This window comes from Sphingomonas sp. EU05-FHT14C10 (genome assembly GCF_058790595.1).
In genome coordinates this window covers 32,222-50,114 of sequence record NZ_JBYTEN010000026.1, presented here as the reverse complement: position 1 = coordinate 50,114, position 17,893 = coordinate 32,222, and the positions used below count along the sequence as shown (strand labels likewise).

Here is a 17,893-nt window from a genome sequence, read left to right as displayed (position 1 = left end):
CCCATTTTCCTACTGCAAAGCAATCGCTTACGCCACTCCCGCCAACCCTCTCACCCGCCGCGGTGAATAAGACAGGTAAAGCCGAGTTGGCAAAGGTCGAAATCCTGCCCGCAGGACCAAGCACCGGCCTTGCGCCGCCAACATTCATCGGCACCTTCCGCCCTCCAATCGCCTGACAGCCAAATTGGCTGCGCCTGACCGGAATCAGGCGCACATCTTTGGATTGTCAGGAGTTCTTTCTTCATGCATCGCATATCTGCCGCCGCCACGGCTGCGGCGCTCGTGGCCGCATTTGCAGCCACGCCCGCTGCCGCGCAGGCGACAATGCCCGATATGGCAGGGCCGTTTGCATCATCGACCACGCCGCAGATTCGCACGGGGCCGCTTCCTGCAAGGCTAACCCTCAGCCAGGCGCTGGACGAAGCCGAAGCGCGCTCCCCTGCCCTTGCAGCCGCACGAGCCGAGGTCGATGCCGCGCGTGGTCGGCTGCGCCAGGCGAAATTCCGCTTCAATCCAGTCCTGAACGTGGAGGTCGAGAACTTCGCCGGCACGGGCCCCTATTCGGGCTTCAATGGGACCGAAACGACGGTCTCGGTCAATCAGAGGCTCGATATCGGCGGGCGGCGCAAGGCCCGCATGACGCTTGCCGAAGCCGAGTTCGCCGCCCAGGAGTATCGCTTCGCGATCGCCCGCGCTGATCTTGGGCAACAGGTCCGTAACCTGTTTGCGCTCGGTGTATCTGCGCGCGACAATCTGACCCTCGCCAGAGAAAATGAAGAACGCGCGCGCGAGCTGACGCGCATCGCACGCGAGCTCGTCGATGCTGGAAAGGAACCGCCGCTTCGTGGGCTAAGAGCCGAAGCGGCGTTGGCCCAAGCGACCGCGGCTCTACGCACCGCTGAAGCCGATGAGGTCACCGCCCGGCGCTCGCTCGCGGCGCTGTTCGGCGTCGACATTCCGCCGGCTGAGCTTGTTGGCAGTGACATGCTGTCGCCGCCCGCGTCGGTTGACGCCATGGCCACACTCGACGTGAGGCTTGCCGAAGCCGAGCGCGTGATTGCTGAGGCGCAGCTGCGCCAGGCGCGGGCCGAGGGCCGCCTTGATCCGTCCGTGGGCGTTGGCATGCGCCAACTGCGCGAAACCGGCGATCGGGCGCTAGTCGCAAGTCTGTCCATCCCGCTCCCCGTGTTCGATCGCAATCAAGGGAATGTGGCGGCAGCGCGTTCAGGCACGCAGGCCGCTGAGGCGCGCCGAAACAGCACCCTCGCCAACACGCAGGCCGAAATCGCCAACGCCCGTTCCGCGCTCGCCGCTGCCGAAGCACGCGTCGCGGCCTTGGAAGGCAGCGGCATCGGCCAGGCACGCGAGGCTTTGCGGCTCGCGCAGCTCTCCTATCGGGCGGGCAAATCCTCGCTGATCGAATTGCTCGACGCCCAGCAGGCCTATGCCTCAACTCAAGCGGAACTCATCGCGGCGCGACGTGCCCGGGCGGAAGCCCAGGCGACTCTGGCGCGGCAGGCAGCAGCCGCCAGTGACGTGGACACAGGCCAATGAAACCATCTGGCTCAAGGAATGACATTCCATCGCTATCACCGGCGGCCGCTTCTCTTAGAGACGATCGCGCTGAAGAAGTTGGCGCCGGACCCGATCGAGAGAGCGCCAAGCCCGCTGTGACCCCGGCAGCTTGGTCCGCAGCACTCTCTTCCAAAGCCCTTGCCTCACGGTTCGCAGCAACGCGCAACCCTGCGCGGGCAGCCCAGATGAAATTCGGAGATGCTAAATGATCACGCAGGATAAACGACTCCTCGGGGGCGTGGCTGGCGCCGTGCTGCTTGCGGCCGTTGGCGGCTTCACGGTTGCCCGCTGCACCGCAGACCCAGCCGCAGAAACACAGAAGGAGAAGGCCGGAGAGGAAAGCGCGGAAACCCCGCCGAGCAGCCTAGCGATGACGGCAGAGGCGATCCGTGCGGCCGACATCGCCGTTGAAGCGGTCCGTTCCGGCGGACTTGGATCCGAAATTCTCGCCCAGGCTACCGTCACGGCTTCGCCGACCGGTGAGGCGATCGTCACCGCGCGTGCCGGCGGCGCGGTCAGCCGCGTGTTCAAGCGGCTCGGCGATCCAGTAAAGGCCGGCGAAACGCTTGCCGTCGTGCAGAGCCGAGATGCCGCCCAGATCGCAGCGGATCGAACGGCGGCCGACGCGCGCGCGGTTCTTGCCCAGCGCAACCTTGCGCGGGAACGCCACCTCTATGAGCAGAAAGTCTCAGCCCGCGTCGATTATGAGCAGGCGCAGGCGGAAGCCGCGGCAGCCGCGGCTGAAGCCCGGCGAGCCCAGGTCGCGGCAGGTGCCGCAAACGTCACACGCGATGGCAGTGGTGCAATCGTCGCCAGCCCGATCTCCGGCCGGGTCACCGCCGCACGCGTCAGCCTGGGAGCGTTCGTGCAGCCCGAAACCGAGTTGTTCCGTGTAGCGGATCCTCGGCAGATCCAGATCGAGGCGGCCGTTGGTCCGCTCGATGCGCAGCGTCTCGCTGCTGGTGACACGGCGATCGTTGAGCTTCCCGACGGCCGCACGATCGATGCGCGCGTGCGGTCGGTTACGCCCACGCTCAGTGGCGAGACTCGCTCTGCCACTGCGGTGCTGGACGTCAGTGACGCCGGCCTGGTCCCCGGCCTTGCGGTTCGCGTACGCCTGAAGCCGAGCCGGGGCGACGTTTCTGGGGCAATCATCGTGCCTGATGAAGCGCTTCAGTCGCTGGAAGGCCGTGACGTGGTGTTTGTGCGAACCAAGCAGGGCTTTCGCGCACAGTCCGTCACGCTCGGCCAGCGCAGCGCCGGTAGGGTTGAAGTCATCTCCGGTCTGAAGCCCGGCGAGATGATCGCAACGAAAAACGCATTCCTGCTCAAGGCCGAGCTCGGCAAGGGCGCGGGCGAGGAGGAATAAGCCGTGATTGCAAGCCTTATCGCGCTTTCCGTCCGCGCACGCTGGGCGGTTCTTTTCTTCTTTCTGCTCGTCGCCGGTCTCGGCGTCTGGCAGCTGACCAAACTGCCGATCGATGCGGTCCCCGACATCACCAACAAGCAGGTGCAGATCAATACGATCGACCCGCGTCTCTCGCCGGTCGAGATCGAGAAGCTCGTCACCTATCCCGTTGAAATCTCCCTCGCGGGCATACCGGGCCTCGAAACGACGCGCTCGGTTTCGCGCAACGGATTTAGCCAGGTTACCGCGATCTTCTCGGAATCCACTGACCTCTATTTTGCCCGCCAGCAAGTCGGGGAGCGTCTGCGTCAGGCGACCGAAAAACTGCCGGACGGTGTTCAGCCGCAGATCGGGCCGGTCACTACCGGTCTCGGCGAGGTCGTCATGTATACCGTCGGCTACAAAAATCCCGACGGCAAGGGTGCCAAGAAGGTCGCCGGGCAACCGGGCTGGCAGCCTGACGGCAGCTATCTCACGGCCGAAGGCGAACTGCTCACGGACGAAGTTGAGAAGTCGGGCTATCTTCGAACCGTCCAGGATTGGATCGTCGGCCCCCAGTTGAAGGCGGTTACAGGGGTCGCGGGAGTCGATTCGATCGGCGGCTACGCCAAGACCTTCGTAGTCGAACCCGATCCGACCAAGCTGACGAGCTTCGGCATCTCCTACAGCGAGCTAGGTGAAGCGCTCGAGAAGGCCAACCTCGCTGTCGGCGCAAATTACTATAACCGGTCTGGCGAGGCCTATCTCGTCCGCGTCGATGCGCGCGTGCGCTCGGTTGACGAGATCAGAAATGCCGTCGTGGCAACCCGCGGCGGCGTGCCCGTGACAGTCGGCCAGATCGCAAACGTTCGGATTGGCGGCGACCTACGCACTGGTGCTGGCAGCGTGAACGGCGAAGAAGCCGTGATCGGCACTGTCCTGATGCTCATCGGCGAGAATAGCCGCACCGTGGCGCAGGACGTCTCCGCCAAGCTCGATCAGGTTTCGAAGACGCTGCCGCCCGGCATTGAAGTGAAGGTCGTTCTCGATCGCGCCAGTCTCGTCAACGCGACGGTGGGGACGGTCGAGCGCAATCTGACCGAAGGCGCACTGCTCGTCGCCGCATCGCTGTTCCTGCTACTTGGCAACTGGCGCGCCGCGATCATTGCCACCCTCGTCATCCCTTTCTCCTTCCTGATGATGGCGATGGGGATGAATGCGTTTCGGGTGCCGGGCAACCTGATGAGCCTTGGCGCTCTGGACTTCGGCCTGATTGTCGACGGTGCGGTGATCATCATCGAGAATTGTCTCGCGCGCCTTGCGCACCGGCAGGAGCATGAAGGGCGGCTGCTGACGCTCCGGGAGCGGCTCGAGGAGACGATGCATGCCTCACAGGAGATGATCAAGCCGACCGTGTTCGGGCAGGCGATCATCCTTCTCGCTTTCGCGCCGCTGCTGATGTTCACAGGCGTCGAGGGCAAGACCTTCTCGCCAATGGCGATCACCATCATGCTGGCGCTGGTCGCCGCGTTCATTCTTACGCTTACGCTGGTGCCAGCGCTGGTAGCGCTGCTCATCCGCGGGCGGGTTGCCGAAAAGGAAGTGTGGCTGATCCGCAAGACCAAGGATCGATATCTGCCGCTCCTTGAGAAAGCTATCACGCGCCCCTGGCCGTTCATTCTTGGCGGGCTGGCTTTCTTCCTCGCTGCGGTTCCGGCCTTTGGCCTGCTCGGATCAGAGTTCATCCCGCAACTCGACGAAAAGAATGTGGCGCTCGCCTCCACGCGAGTTCCATCGGTCAGCCTTGAGCAGTCGCTGGTGATGCAGCGCAAGGTCGAGGAGGCGGTCAAGAAGCTGCCCGAGGTGGAGCTGATGTTCTCCAAGACAGGTACTGCCGAGGTCGCCACCGACCCCATGCCGCCCAATATTTCCGATGGCTTCGTCATCCTGAAGCCTAAGGATGAATGGCCGGCGGGCGAAACGAAGGCCGACGTGGTCGAGCGCATCGAGAAGGCGGCCCGCGGGCAGCTCGGCCAGCTCTACGAAGTCAGTCAACCGATCGAGCTGCGCTTCAACGAACTTATCGCCGGCGTGCGCGGCGACGTGGCGATCCTTCTCTACGGCGACGATCTCGACAAGATGTCACGAGCGGCCAACGAAATGGTGCGTGTGCTGCAGTCGATCCCGGGCGCGGCCAGCGTGAAGGCGGACCAGGTCGGCGGCGCGCCCATGCTCGACGTTAAACTCGATCGCGCGATGATCGCGCGCTACGGACTGACCGTACAGGAGGTGGCGGACACGGTCGCGGCAGCCCTCGGCGGCCGCGAGTCCGGGTTGCTCTACGAAGGTGACCGACGCTTCGATATCACGGTTCGCGTGCCGGATGCGACGCGGGTCAATCTCGACGATATCCGTTCTCTCCCGGTGCTGCTGCCGCAAGACAGCGTCGATGCGCGGCGGCAGGTCCCACTCGCACAGGTCGCGCAGATCCAGTTCACCGAAGGTCTGAATGAAGTCAGACGTGAGAACGGCAAACGAAGGATCGCCGTACAGGTCAATCTGGAAGGCCGTGACGCGGGGTCGTTCGTGCAGGAAGCGCAGGCCAAGATCGCGCAGGTGAAACTGCCCGCCGGTTATTACCTCAAATGGGGCGGCCAGTTCGAGAGTCTCCAGGCGGCGTCTCAGCGGCTGTCGATCGTGGTGCCCCTGTGCTTCGCGGTCATCTTCGTGCTGCTCTACATGGCCTTGGGAGGAGTCGGCCGAGCACTGGCGGTCTATCTGGCGATACCGCTCGGGCTTGCCGGCGGCGTGTTCACGCTCGCCATGACCGGCATCAACTTCTCAGTCTCGGCGGCCGTCGGCTTCATCGTCTTGGCCGGTGTGGCAGTGTTGAACGGCCTGGTTGTGATGACCGCGATCCGCGAACGGCTCGAGAACGGGCTGCCGCTGGCCGAGGCTATCCGGGAGGGTATGGCCGAGAAGATGCGCGCAGTGGTGATGACCGGGTTCGTGCCGGCGATCGGCTTCGTGCCGATGGCACTCGCACACGGCACGGGCGCCGAGGTCCAAAAGCCTCTGGCAACGACGGTCATCGGCGGTCTCATCGCTGCGACAATCCTGACGCTGCTCGTGCTCCCCGCCATCGCCAAGGTGGTGCTGAGCGTCAAATGGCGCTGGCGTCGTGCAGATGAGCTGCCGAGCGAACCTGAAGCCCCCGTGAGCGAGTGAAGGAGAGAAATATGGGCAATTCGGTCAAATTGCTACGGATCTATACCGACGAGTCCGCCTATATGGGCGACCGAAAGGTCTTCGAATACGTCGCCTCGCTCGCGCGCGAACAGAAGTTGGCGGGCGTTACGGTGCTCGAAGCATTGATCGGCTTCGGCCGTTCAGCCCACTTTCATCGCCGTCACGTGCTCGAAAGCGATCGCGCCGTGGTCATCGAGATCGTTGACGAGGATGCCAAGCTGAGGGCGTTTGTCGCGGCACTGGATGACGTGCCTGATATCGGCCTCGTGACCCTGGAAGCCGTCGAGATCCTGGGCGGGAAGGCCCAACAGGCCGTCCTCAATAGCGACGAATGAGCACCGTCGGACTTGGAGGCGAGGTGCTCGCCGGGGAAGGATTGGGTTTGGCGCGGCACGATATCGTGCCGCCCAAGACCTTCACCCGATGGGCGGTTCCGGGTGCTGCTCGCGGGATGACGAGGCATGTTTACCGTAGAAAATACCATAGTGCTGTGCGCACCTCTGGCGCGGGTCTGGCAGTTGATTGTCGATTTAGACCGCTATCGCGACTGGCACCCTTACATTACGCTCAAGAACGATCCCGTGGATCCCAGGAAACTTTCCTGCACTTACAGGAATCCGGACAGTGCGGCTCCGCTGTTTTCCGCCGATGGATACGTTGTTCGCCTCGACCGCCAGGCCGATTTTGCCTGGCGGCTAGGAATCAAGGGCGTCCTCCAAATCGAGGAAAGCTTCCATTTGGAAAAGTCGGATCAGGGCACCCAACTCATGCATTGCCTGTCCTGTTCGGGGATTGGTTCTTGGCTCGGACTTGCGGTCCTGAAGCGAGCGTTCCGACGTTCCCTCGTGAGGATCGACGATTCGCTGGCGATCTATTTGCAGCGGGGCACCACCATCTCGCGCTATTCGCACCGGGTCGGTCGGCGTCATTAAGAGAACCGCTCCGCGCCCAGTCGGCGGGTTGTCGCTCAAGGGAGATGAGTGCCTCCGCGCCCTCCACCATTCTGCTGTTGTCGATGCTGTCACGTTATGAGGCGCGGGTGTTCGATCTCGCCCACGCCTCACCAATGAACATGGATTGAGCCGCCATCGGAGCGGAAATCCCGGATGAATGAACCCGCCGGTCCAGGGAACGAAGCATGAAAGAGCATTTGCGTCTCGATATTCCGCTCCTCCTTCCGGAAGTCCAGGACGAAGCCGACCAGTGTCTTGGCCGGCTCACCTCGGACCTGAAAGGCCGACGAGGAATCGACGAGGCGCATGTCATCGCTGCTGAAGGCGATGCCCCGGCGCAACTCTGCATTCATTATGATCCGGACGTGCTGCCGTTGGAACGCGTGCGTCAGATCGCGAGAACTGCGGGAGCCTCACTGACCGAGCAGTACCAGCACCTTCTCTGGCCAGTCGACGGGTTAAGCCACCCGCGTCGCGCGCGCGCGGTGAGCGACAAGCTCCGGCAATTGCCTGGTGTCGTCGAAGCCGAAGCAAGCGCCACAGGCACGATCCGGGTCGAATTCAATCGGGCAGAGCTTACGGAAGACGCAGTCCGCAAGGCGCTCGCTGAAATGGGCGTCCACCGACGGACAGGTCCGTCAACCGAACACGCACCGTCACGGGAGTCGCAAGACCATGCCGGCCATGATCATGGCGCGGAAGGTGACGGCGGCGACCATGAGCATGCCCATGGCGGCATCTTCGGCTCCAACACCGAACTGATCTTCGCACTTTTCTGCGGCGCTATTCTCGCCACCGGATTTGCAATCGAGCAACTGACGGCCCTTCCCGCTTGGATTTCCCTCGTCTGTTACCTCGCGGCCTATGTGTTCGGCGGATGGTTCACTCTTGGCGAAGCGATCGAGAATCTACGGCTCAGGCGGTTTGAGATCGACACATTGATGCTTGTCGCCGCGGCCGGAGCAGGCGCGCTCGGCGCCTGGGCAGAAGGCGCACTTCTCCTCTTCCTGTTCAGTCTCGGCCACGCGCTCGAGCATTATGCCATGGGGCGTGCCAAGCGGGCCATCGAAGCGCTGGCTGAGCTGGCGCCGCAAACCGCCATGGTTCGTCGCGATGGTGTCGTAAGCGAACTCCCGGTGGAACAACTGGTGATCGACGACACCGTAATCATCAAGCCGAACGAACGGGTGCCTGCGGACGGGTTCGTGGTCGTCGGTCGGTCCAGTGTCGATCAGGCGCCGGTAACCGGCGAGAGCGTACCGGTCGACAAGGAACCAGTGCCTGACCGAGCACAGGCAGCCGCTCAGCCCGACAGACTCCCTGCGCAGCACCGCGTTTTTGCGGGCACGATCAACGGACCCGGTGCAATCGAAATTGCTGTGACGAGACTCGCCGCCGACACCACCCTTGCCAAGGTGGTGAAAATGGTGAGCGAAGCCGAGACGCAGAAGTCCCCTACCCAGCGCTTCACCGACCGCTTCGAACGCGTGTTTGTCCCCTGCGTTCTCGGACTGGTCGTGATCCTGCTTTTCGCCTGGGCGGTCGTCGACGAACCATTTCGCGACAGCTTCTATCGGGCCATGGCGGTACTTGTCGCGGCGAGCCCCTGCGCACTCGCCATTGCCACGCCAAGCGCCGTGCTTTCGGGAGTGGCGCGGGCGGCGCGTGGCGGCGTGCTCATCAAAGGTGGCGGTCCACTCGAAAGTCTCGGCTCCCTCACCGCGGTCGCATTCGACAAGACCGGGACCCTTACCGAGGGCAAACCACGCATCACCGATGTCTTTCCGGCGCCCGGCGCGAGGAAAGAACAGCTCATGGCGGTGGCGGTGGCGGTGGAAAGCCTCAGCGATCACCCTCTTGCCGCCGCGATCGCTCGCGACGGGCGCCAATATCTCAATGGAGAACCTCTTCCGACTGCAGCGGACCTCAAGAGCCTCACCGGCCGCGGCGTGCAAGCTGAGATTAATGGCGAAACCGTGTTCATCGGCAAGGCCGAGATGTTCGGAAGCGACGGGATCCCCTCACTTTCCGATGAAATGGCGCAAGCGATCGAACGTCTGCGGCTGTTGGGACGAACCACGATGGTGGTTCACAGCGGCGGAAGCGATCTGGGGGTGATCGGCCTCATGGATACGCCGCGTGCTGCCGCTAAGACAGCTATCGCGCGGCTCGAGCGCCTGGGGATCCGCCGCATGATCATGATCTCGGGCGATCATCAGCGGGTCGCAGAATCGATTGCCGCCGAAGTCGGCATCGGCGAGGCCTGGGGCGACCTCATGCCCGAGCAGAAGGTCGATGCCATCAAGCGGCTTCGTAACGAAATGCCCGTGGCAATGGTCGGTGACGGCGTGAACGACGCTCCTGCGATGGCGAATGCGACCGTCGGCATTGCCATGGGCGCTGCCGGATCCGACGTCGCGCTCGAAACGGCCGACATCGCGCTCATGGCGGATGATCTCGCGCACTTTCCGTTCGCCGTCGGACTCAGTCGTCGAACCCGCTGGGTCATCCGGCAGAATCTCGTCGTCAGCCTGGGGGTGGTCGCGCTGCTGGTGCCGGCAACGATCCTCGGCCTGGGGATAGGCCCGGCCGTCATGGTCCACGAAGGATCGACGCTTCTGGTCGTGCTCAATGCGCTGCGGCTCCTTGCCTACCGCGACACGGAGGAGATCGCATGATGGTTAGAATCCTGATCCGCCGGAAAGGAGCAAACCCATGTCCGAGCCTTTAGTCGAACAGGCGAAGGCCAAGCCGAACGTCGCCGCCAAGCCCGCTCACGATCATGCGAAGACCGCCAACAGCAGGGTTTTGCTGATCGCGCTTCTTCTGACCGGCACATTCCTGATCGCCGAAGTCGTCGGCTCCTTTGTCTTCAACAGCCTCGCGCTGCTTTCCGACGCCGGACATATGCTGACCGACGTTGCGGCGTTGACCATTGCGCTGCTGGCGATCCGGATCGGAGCCCGGCCAGCCGATGATCAGCGGACCTTCGGTTATCGCCGGTTCGAGATCCTTGCAGCTGCCTTCAATGCCCTCATGCTGTTCGCCGTCGCCATCTATGTCTTGGTCGAAGCCGTAAACCGCTTCCGTGATCCAGAGCCTGTCCAGTCGACCGGGATGCTGATTGTCGCAATCATCGGCCTCGTCGTGAACCTGGTGTCGATGCGCCTGCTCATGTCTGGCAAGGACCGGAGCCTCAACCTCAAAGGCGCCTACCTCGAGGTATGGGCAGACATGCTCGGCTCTATCGGCGTGATCGCCGGCGCGCTCGCCATTCGCTTCACCGGCATCAGCTGGATCGATCCGGTTGTGGCCGTAGGCATCGGCCTCTGGGTCCTGCCGAGGACCTGGATCCTGCTTCGCGACACCGCGAATGTCCTGCTCGAAGGCGTGCCGCGTGGCCTTTCGCTGGCTGACGTGCGGGCTGCGATTCTTGGGGTCGATGGGGTTCGCGGCGCGCACGACCTCCATGTCTGGTCGATCACGAGCGACAGCATCAGCTGCTCGGTCCACATTATGGTCGATGCTGATGCGAACGCCGAGGCCATCAGAAGGCAAGTGGCGGCGAAGCTCGCCCAGGCGTTCGCCATCGAGCACGCCACGATCCAAACCGAGACGAGACCCTGTTCCGAGGCCGAGCCTCTCCATCTCTAAATGTGAAACGAAGTCCGTAGCGGAAGAGGAGATTGATGATGAATTCCTCGACATCTTCGACACCGGGCATGCTTTGTCCCGTTTGTCGCGTAGCCCTTTCCATGTCTGAGCGACAGGGCGTTGAAATCGATTTCTGCCCACAATGCCGCGGCGTGTGGCTCGACCGCGGCGAGCTCGACAAGATCATCGAGCGGTCGGAGAGCACAGCACCATCGCGATCCGACACCGATGCCAGGTCGCGACGTGAGCAATCGGACTATGGCTATGGCGATCATGGGCGCTCGGGTCATCATGGGCATAAGCGCCGGCGAAGCTTCCTCTCCGACTTGTTCGACTAATCCAACGCACGGGAGAGTCGCGTGTTCGAGGTGCGCAACGAGACGATACTCTATGCATCGCCGCCGAGGGTCTGGACGGTGCTGAGTAGCTTTGATGAGTTCAAACGCTGGAATCCCTATGTGCGACCAAGCGGACCGACTGCGCCCGAGGCCGTGGTTGAATACTCTTTCCGGATGAATCCGAAGAAGGCGCGCTTCTGGACGGTTGACGCCAAGCTGACCGCCTACGATCCGCACACGCGACTGGTTTTCCAGTTCGGGTTCGGATGGTTTATGTCGTTAGAGGAAAGTTACACGATCCATACCGATCCGGTTGGATCGAAGTTGGTCCACAGCTTTCGATGCACCGGCCTGGTCTCCAAATTACCTATGAAAAAGATGCAGCGGAACTTCCGAGCAATGCTCGAGGTGATGGACCGTATGTTGCAGCGCCATTTAAGCCGGGCCCGTTCCAAACAAATGCCGGCAAAGCGGAAGGTACGGAAGGGATTTCGTCCGGATCGGTCATGAAACGTACCGCATAATCTGGAGTGCCCGTCTGTCGATTAGTAGGAAAAATAGTGATGCCGCGCAGCAAGCCACCCCGCCATAAGCGCATCCAGGAGACGCTGGCTGAGCGGGAGGCCAGACGCGAGGCCTTCGAACGTCGCCGATTTGAGCGTCGGATGCTGCCAATGATCTGGATTGCTTTGGCCCCGATACCTTTCGCCCTGTTCGGCATCGTCAACGCTGCACATCCGCATTTCGCCATATGCGCACCGAGACTGATCGCCCGAACCGTCGGCGGTGCGCTGTTGGTCATCGGAACGGGCCTTGTCATCCTTCTCGCCAAGACCATGATCGCCGTCATCCGCAGCAGCACGCCCGGTGAGAAGGGCGAACTGCCCATATATGCCATCGAAATCAGCCTGGGTGTGATGGCCTATATTCTGCTCGGTTCGAATTTCCTCAGGAAGCTGTGCCTTGTCTGAGTTGGTCCCTCGATCGGCGAGAGGGCCTACAGCGATCCTGCGTGCGCGCTTGTCGCCTGCAAGCCACTGGATAGGCCGTTTAATATTGAATTTCCTCCGGAATTTAACCGCAAGAGAGCGATGCATCTCGACTGAGACGGTGCCGGAGCTTCGCAATCCGGGAGCATTTGATGAAGTTGCTTGTAGCCTTTGACCTCGACGGCACGCTTGCGGAAAGCAAGCAACCGCTACAGCCAGATATGGCAGATGCGCTGTCGAACCTCTTGGCCGTTATGCATGTCGCGGTCATCTCGGGCGGCGATTGGCCTCAGTTCGAGAAACAGGTCGCGAGCCGGTTGCCCGCATATGCCGATCAAACGAAACTGTGGCTGCTGCCCACGACAGGGACCAAGCTCTATCGTTATGATGGCGCATGGCGCGCGGTGTATGCGGAACTGTTCGACGAGGACCAGAAAGAGGCAATTCTGGCGGCATTCGATGCTGCGCTGGAAGCCACGGGATTCCGATCCGAACAGACTTGGGGGCAGGTTGTAGAGGATCGTGGCAGTCAAATCACCTTCTCGGCGCTGGGACAGCAAGCGCCGCTGAAGGCTAAAGAGCAATGGGATCCCGACTTTGCCAAGCGGAAAGTGATCCAGGCTGATTTGCAGCGACGCCTGCCGGAGCTGTCGATCAAACTCGGCGGCACGACCTCGATTGATGTCACCCGTGCCGGCGTCGACAAGGCTTACGGACTGAAGAAGCTGAGTGTGGAAAGCGGGTTTCCGCTGAACACGATCATGTTCGTAGGCGACGCAATCTTTCCGGGTGGAAATGACTATGCTGCGAAGGAATTGGGTTTGGATACGGTGTCAGTGCGCAATCCAGCTGAGACGCTCACTGCCATCGCAACGATTATTGCATGCCAAAAATAGCAGCTCGGCATTGCATGTTCGAGATCGTCAAGCCATGCGGCCGAGCGGCTATGACGCTTCAGCTGTGACCGTGGCTGCGCCTCGACGCAGTTCACCTTTAGTTTCACCTGCAGTCGCGCGAGGGCGGGTTCTGGGCTTCATTGGAACAACATTGTTCCTGGGATCAAGTATCCGAGTCACGAGAATCGCCAGCTTCCGGAGGGCAGCTGTCTTTTCGGCCAGATAGTCGTGCTGGTCGTAAACGCCTTCCACGCCCGGAATAACATGCCCCAGCACTCGTTCGGAGACATGCGGCGAGACGCCTGCGCGGATCATCAGCGTCTTTCCGGTCCGGCGCAGGTCGTGCAAAACCCAATGCGGAATGGGATGACCGGCGATTTCCTCCATCTTAGCGTCAAGCGCGGCCTTGTCCTTTGTGAAGCCGTTGATCGGGCCTTCAAGGCGCCCCTGGAAAATATATGGCCTGCTTGGGGTCGTTGGCTGCTTATCGATGATCCGCATGGCCAAGGGGGACAAGCGGATGTACTCGGCATTACCCTTCTCGCGATCCTCGGTCGGGATTGTCCATAAGCCGTCGGGCGTGACATGATCGCGGTGCATTAGCCGCAGCTTCTCACGCCGTTGGAGCGAGAGTAGCAGTACTTGGCAAAACGTCCCGAAGGTATCCTGCGCATCGCACGCTTCCCAGAATATCCGGATTTCCTCATCGTTCAGGATACGCTTGCGTTTGCGCTCGGAGGGTTTGCTCCGCTTCATTCCCCGCACGATAGGAGACACGAAATCATCGCCACGCGCCGCGTGCCAGTTGAACATGGAACTGAGTTGAGCGAGCACGGCATCAGCCTGTGTGGCACCATTCGCATCCTGGATGGTGTCGAGCAGCTCGGTCACATCACGCCGCGTAATCGAAGCAATCAAACGGTTGCGCCACCGCTCGTTGCCGTCGAGATCTGCAAAGATATAGTGATCGAAGATCCGCTCGATTTCTGAAGCTGAACGCAGCGGCGCAAGTGGTTTGCCTCGGCCATCTTTCTGCCCCTCCTTCTTCACATGACGCTTGAGATACTCGGCGAACACCGTCGCAATGGTGTCGGGCTCCGCTTCCGGCTCAACCTCGCCAACTTTGTCGGCGGGCTTGCCAGGATCAACCCCGGCGGCGATCACCGCTTTCCATTCCCGCGCCGTCTGTCGCGCTTCGTCCAGCGTAAGAGCGGGAACCCCCTTCTTGACCTTGAAGATACGGTCCTTGGAATCGGCGGGGCTATAGTCGCCAAGCACACGGCGACTAGGAGCGCCGAATGTGCCGCCTCCCTTCGGGTAGCGTGCATACAACCAGAATGTCACACGGCGCTTGGGATTAACCGTGACCAACAAGCCCGTCTCGGCCTCGTCATACCACTCGTCGCGCATACCCTCCGCTGCGGCCTTCAATCCGCGGAGCCAAGGATCAGAAAACTTCTTGGTCGCCATATTTATCTCGATTTTTGCGCTACAAATTGCGCTACAAATCGGAGGTGATGCCAGTTTCCTCCGTATTCAGAAGAATGGCACAGACGAGCCAGTAAATCAAGGAAATATAGTGACTTACAGGAGACGCGGGATGACATAAACCACCCCCAATTTCCTCGATGAGACGCCGAATCCAATTTCTCTTAATCAGCGGGTCCTAGGTTCGAGCCCTAGTGCGTCCACCATTTCTCCCAAATCATTGTCGCATGCTTCGCCAAGTGCGGTTTTATGTCGCCGCACATGACAGCAGAAGCCCCTTGCCCGATGGTGCAGGGATCGACATCAGGCGCGCATGAATCGCCTCGCCGAGCATATGCCATGGTCGCGCCCGCACGCGCCCTTCACTGCCCTGACCACCGACCTCGCCCAACTTGAACAGCGCCACCGTCTGCGCCGGCTGAGCCCGCGCCGGGGCATCGACTTCAGCTCGAACGACTATCTCGGCATCGCGGCCTCTTCGCGCCTCGGCATGGCAGTCACTGATGCGATCGCGCGCGGCGTGCCGATCGGTTCGGGCGGTTCGCGACTGCTGCGCGGGAACCATCCGGAACATGAGGCGCTCGAGGCCGAAGCCGCCGCCTGGTTCGGTAGCGAGACAGCGCTGTTCTTCCCGACGGGCTATGCTGCGAATGCCGCCCTCTTCGCCACGCTCCCGCAGAAATCAGACCTGATCGTGTATGATGATCTGATCCATGCCAGCGCGCATGAGGGGCTACGGCTGAGCCGTGCGGCATCGGTTTCGGCTGGGCACAATGATCCCACGCGAATCGAGGATGCGATCAAACGCTGGCGCGCCGGCGGAACGACAGGACGTCCCTGGATCGCAGTCGAAAGCCTGTACAGCATGGACGGTGATTGCGCGCCGATCGCCGAGATCGCGGCCGTTGCCGCCCGCCACGACGCCATTTTGCTGATCGACGAAGCGCATGCCACGGGCGTGTTCGGCGAAGGAGGGCGCGGCCTCGCAGCATACCTCGGCGGCGAACCCAACGTCATCACGCTGCGGACGTGCGGCAAGGCGCTGGGCTGCGAAGGTGCGCTGGTCTGCGCGCCGCGCGTCGTGCGTGACTTCCTTGTCAATCGCGCGCGCGGCTTCATCTTCTCGACCGCGCCGTCCCCGTTGATGGCCGCCGCGGTGCGCGCCAGCCTGTATATGCTTGCCGACGAGCCCGAGCGCCGTGAGCGGCTTGCGATGCTGGTGTCCGAGGCCGCGCGGCTCCTTACCCCCTTGGGCGTCACGCCCAGTGGTTCGCAGATCCAGCCGGTAATCCTCGGCGACGACGCCCGAACGATGGCGATCGCCGCCGGACTACGGGATCGGGGCTTCGACGTTCGCGGCATCCGCCCGCCCACAGTGCCTCAGGGCACGTCGCGGCTGCGCATCTCGCTAACGCTGAACGCCTCGTCCGACGACGTCGCGGCACTCGCGGCTGCACTGGCGGCGCTGCTTTGATGGCCGACGCAATCGTGGTCACCGGCACCGACACCGATATCGGCAAGACCGTCTTCGCCGCCGCGCTTACCGGCGCGCTCGGCGCACATTATTGGAAGCCCGTGCAGGCGGGCCTGGAAGATGGCAGCGATGCCGAGTGCGTCGCCGCGCTTTCGGGCGTGCCGCACGACCATATTCTTCCCGAGGCCTATCGGCTGACCACGCCCTGCTCGCCGCACTGCGCCGCCGAGATCGACGATGTGATGATCGATGCCGATCGGCTGGCCCCGCCCCCCGTGCGTCCCCTGGTGATCGAAGGCGCCGGCGGCGCGCTCGTTCCCGTGACGCGCAACCTGTTGTTCGCCGATCTGTTTGCGCGCTGGCGACTGCCGGTGGCCATCGTCGCGCGCACCCGGCTCGGCACGATCAACCACAGCCTGATGACGATCGAGGCATTGCGCGCGCGCGGCGCCCCCTTGCTCGGCATCGCCTTCATCGGCGATCCCGCCGAAGACAGTGAAGCGACGGTCGCCGCGATCGGCGGGATCAAACGCCTCGGTCGTTTGCCATGGGTCGAACCGCTTGATCGTGCCACGCTCGCGCGCGCCTTCCACGACAATTTCAACCTGGCGGATTTCCGGTGACGCGCTCTCCCGTCTGGCATCCCTTCACCCAGCACGGGCTCCAGGAAGCGATCCCGCTCGTGGAACGGGCCGAGGGCGCGGCGCTCCACACTGCCGACGGCCGCCGCATCGTCGACGCCATATCGTCCTGGTGGGTCATCACCCACGGCCATCGCCATCCCCGGATCATGGCGGCGATCGCGGCGCAGGCCGAAAAGCTCGATCAGATCATCTTTGCGGGCTGGACGCACGAGCCGGCGGAGATGCTGGCGCGCGGGCTGACGGCGATCATGCCCCCGGCGCTCTCGCATGTCTTCTTCTCGGACTCGGGATCGACCAGCGTCGAGGTCGCGCTCAAGATGGCGCTCGGCTACTGGCTCCACCGGGGCGAGCCGCGCCACCGGATCCTCGTCCTGGAGCATAGCTATCATGGCGACACGATCGGCGCGATGTCGGTTGGCGCGCGCGGGGTGTTCAACGCAGCCTACACGCCCCTGCTTTTCGACACCGGGACCATTCCCTTCCCCGTCGAAGGTTCCGAACAGGCGACGCTCGACGCGCTGGAGGCCGCGTGCCACGCGAAACCGGCCGCATTGATCGTCGAGCCGCTGATCCTCGGCGCCGGCGGCATGCTGATATATGCGCCCCGCCTGCTCGCCGAGATGCGTGCGATCTGCGCGCGCCACGGGATAGTGTTCATAGCCGACGAAGTGATGACGGCGTGGGGCCGCACAGGCAGCCTGCTCGCGTGCAGCCAGGCCGATATCGTCCCCGACATATTATGTCTGTCCAAAGGTTTGACGGGCGGCGCGGTGCCGCTGGCGGTGACGATGGCGACCGATGCCATCTATGACGCGCACTGGTCGACCGATCGCGCGAAAATGTTCTTCCATTCCTCGAGCTATACCGCCAACCCCATCGCCTGCGTGGCAGCCAACGCCAATCTCGCCATCTGGCGCGAGGAGCCGGTGATCGAGCGCATCGCAGACCTTGCCGCCCGCCAGCGCCGGCGGCTTGATGCGCTGGCGTCGCTGCCGCGCGTCCGCAATCCGCGCGCCCTCGGCACGATTACGGCCATCGAACTCGACGCGCCGGACGGCGACTATCTGTCCGATCTCGGCCCCCGGCTGCTCGCCCGCTTCGTGCAGGCCGATCTTCTGCTCCGGCCGCTCGGCAACACGATTTACGTCATGCCGCCCTATTGCATCGACGACGCCGACCTCGACTGCATTTACGAAGCGATCGCCGCCGTCGCCAGCTGAACCTCGAGTGCGGCGCATGCTTGCGC

The 17,893-nt window shown here is 62.6% G+C and carries 15 protein-coding genes; 14 read left to right on the top strand and 1 reads right to left on the bottom strand.

The window, feature by feature from the left end; translation table 11 throughout:
* The first annotated feature begins 243 nt into the window (after positions 1 to 243).
* The 11 genes from AC3WT0_RS18175 (at position 244) to AC3WT0_RS18125 (ending at position 13,041) form a co-directional block, all read left to right on the top strand.
* Entirely contained in the window at positions 244 to 1,554 is a 1,311-nt protein-coding gene (locus tag AC3WT0_RS18175) for a TolC family protein (RefSeq protein ID WP_492754838.1), read from the top strand.
* 226 nt (positions 1,555 to 1,780) lie between these two features.
* Positions 1,781 to 2,944 carry an efflux RND transporter periplasmic adaptor subunit gene (locus AC3WT0_RS18170; RefSeq protein WP_492754837.1) on the top strand — a complete coding sequence of 388 codons (1,164 nt, stop codon included), beginning with the start codon at positions 1,781 to 1,783 and terminating at the stop codon, positions 2,942 to 2,944.
* A 3-nt stretch (positions 2,945 to 2,947) separates the two neighbouring features.
* Complete coding sequence (locus AC3WT0_RS18165) at positions 2,948 to 6,190, top strand: efflux RND transporter permease subunit (RefSeq protein ID WP_492754836.1); 3,243 nt, start codon at positions 2,948 to 2,950, stop codon at positions 6,188 to 6,190.
* A gap of 11 nt (positions 6,191 to 6,201) precedes the next feature.
* Positions 6,202 to 6,546, top strand: coding sequence for a DUF190 domain-containing protein (locus AC3WT0_RS18160; protein ID WP_492754835.1), 345 nt, complete (start codon positions 6,202 to 6,204; stop codon positions 6,544 to 6,546).
* A gap of 126 nt (positions 6,547 to 6,672) precedes the next feature.
* Positions 6,673 to 7,143 carry an SRPBCC family protein gene (locus AC3WT0_RS18155; RefSeq protein ID WP_492754834.1) on the top strand — a complete coding sequence of 157 codons (471 nt, stop codon included), beginning with the start codon at positions 6,673 to 6,675 and terminating at the stop codon, positions 7,141 to 7,143.
* A 206-nt stretch (positions 7,144 to 7,349) separates the two neighbouring features.
* Positions 7,350 to 9,842 carry a heavy metal translocating P-type ATPase gene (locus AC3WT0_RS18150; protein WP_492754833.1) on the top strand — a complete coding sequence of 831 codons (2,493 nt, stop codon included), beginning with the start codon at positions 7,350 to 7,352 and terminating at the stop codon, positions 9,840 to 9,842.
* Between the two features lie 37 nt (positions 9,843 to 9,879).
* Positions 9,880 to 10,818: a cation diffusion facilitator family transporter gene (locus AC3WT0_RS18145; protein ID WP_492754832.1), complete on the top strand. Its 939-nt coding sequence runs from the start codon at positions 9,880 to 9,882 to the stop codon at positions 10,816 to 10,818.
* 38 nt (positions 10,819 to 10,856) lie between these two features.
* On the top strand, positions 10,857 to 11,156 hold the full coding sequence (locus tag AC3WT0_RS18140; RefSeq protein WP_492754840.1) for a TFIIB-type zinc ribbon-containing protein: 300 nt from the start codon (positions 10,857 to 10,859) through the stop codon (positions 11,154 to 11,156).
* Between the two features lie 21 nt (positions 11,157 to 11,177).
* Positions 11,178 to 11,666, top strand: coding sequence for an SRPBCC family protein (locus tag AC3WT0_RS18135; RefSeq protein ID WP_492754831.1), 489 nt, complete (start codon positions 11,178 to 11,180; stop codon positions 11,664 to 11,666).
* 53 nt (positions 11,667 to 11,719) lie between these two features.
* Positions 11,720 to 12,127: a hypothetical protein gene (locus AC3WT0_RS18130; RefSeq protein ID WP_492754830.1), complete on the top strand. Its 408-nt coding sequence runs from the start codon at positions 11,720 to 11,722 to the stop codon at positions 12,125 to 12,127.
* 170 nt (positions 12,128 to 12,297) lie between these two features.
* Positions 12,298 to 13,041, top strand: coding sequence for an HAD-IIB family hydrolase (locus AC3WT0_RS18125; RefSeq protein WP_492754829.1), 744 nt, complete (start codon positions 12,298 to 12,300; stop codon positions 13,039 to 13,041).
* A 48-nt stretch (positions 13,042 to 13,089) separates the two neighbouring features.
* On the opposite strand, the gene AC3WT0_RS18120 is transcribed toward AC3WT0_RS18125, so the two are convergent.
* Entirely contained in the window at positions 13,090 to 14,511 is a 1,422-nt protein-coding gene (locus AC3WT0_RS18120) for a tyrosine-type recombinase/integrase (RefSeq protein WP_492754828.1), read from the bottom strand.
* Between the two features lie 352 nt (positions 14,512 to 14,863).
* Here AC3WT0_RS18120 and AC3WT0_RS18115 point away from each other — a divergent pair, with 352 nt between their 5' ends.
* From AC3WT0_RS18115 to AC3WT0_RS18105, 3 genes are read left to right on the top strand one after another with little or no spacing between them, the layout of a single operon-like run.
* Positions 14,864 to 16,003, top strand: a complete 1,140-nt coding sequence (locus tag AC3WT0_RS18115) for an 8-amino-7-oxononanoate synthase (protein WP_492754839.1) — start codon at positions 14,864 to 14,866, stop codon at positions 16,001 to 16,003.
* Positions 16,003 to 16,626 (top strand): dethiobiotin synthase, encoded by a 624-nt coding sequence (gene bioD / locus AC3WT0_RS18110; protein WP_492754827.1) that lies wholly within the window; start codon positions 16,003 to 16,005, stop codon positions 16,624 to 16,626. Before AC3WT0_RS18115 ends, bioD begins: the two co-directional genes overlap by 1 nt.
* A complete protein-coding gene (locus tag AC3WT0_RS18105; protein ID WP_492754826.1) occupies positions 16,623 to 17,867 on the top strand; it encodes an adenosylmethionine--8-amino-7-oxononanoate transaminase in 1,245 nt (414 codons plus the stop codon). Before bioD ends, AC3WT0_RS18105 begins: the two co-directional genes overlap by 4 nt.
* Positions 17,868 to 17,893 lie beyond the last annotated feature (26 nt).

Bases quoted from the DNA above. Each gene is read 5' to 3' on its own strand.
- AC3WT0_RS18175 (WP_492754838.1), top strand. From the start codon at position 244: ATGCATCGCATATCTGCCGCCGCCACGGCTGCGGCGCTCGTGGCCGCA.
- AC3WT0_RS18170 (WP_492754837.1), top strand. From the start codon at position 1,781: ATGATCACGCAGGATAAACGACTCCTCGGGGGCGTGGCTGGCGCCGTG.
- AC3WT0_RS18160 (WP_492754835.1), top strand. From the start codon at position 6,202: ATGGGCAATTCGGTCAAATTGCTACGGATCTATACCGACGAGTCCGCC.
- AC3WT0_RS18155 (WP_492754834.1), top strand. From the start codon at position 6,673: ATGTTTACCGTAGAAAATACCATAGTGCTGTGCGCACCTCTGGCGCGG.
- AC3WT0_RS18150 (WP_492754833.1), top strand. From the start codon at position 7,350: ATGAAAGAGCATTTGCGTCTCGATATTCCGCTCCTCCTTCCGGAAGTC.
- AC3WT0_RS18145 (WP_492754832.1), top strand. From the start codon at position 9,880: ATGTCCGAGCCTTTAGTCGAACAGGCGAAGGCCAAGCCGAACGTCGCC.
- AC3WT0_RS18140 (WP_492754840.1), top strand. From the start codon at position 10,857: ATGAATTCCTCGACATCTTCGACACCGGGCATGCTTTGTCCCGTTTGT.
- AC3WT0_RS18130 (WP_492754830.1), top strand. From the start codon at position 11,720: ATGCCGCGCAGCAAGCCACCCCGCCATAAGCGCATCCAGGAGACGCTG.
- AC3WT0_RS18125 (WP_492754829.1), top strand. From the start codon at position 12,298: ATGAAGTTGCTTGTAGCCTTTGACCTCGACGGCACGCTTGCGGAAAGC.
- AC3WT0_RS18120 (WP_492754828.1), bottom strand. From the start codon at position 14,511: ATGGCGACCAAGAAGTTTTCTGATCCTTGGCTCCGCGGATTGAAGGCC.
- AC3WT0_RS18115 (WP_492754839.1), top strand. From the start codon at position 14,864: ATGCCATGGTCGCGCCCGCACGCGCCCTTCACTGCCCTGACCACCGAC.
- bioD (WP_492754827.1), top strand. From the start codon at position 16,003: ATGGCCGACGCAATCGTGGTCACCGGCACCGACACCGATATCGGCAAG.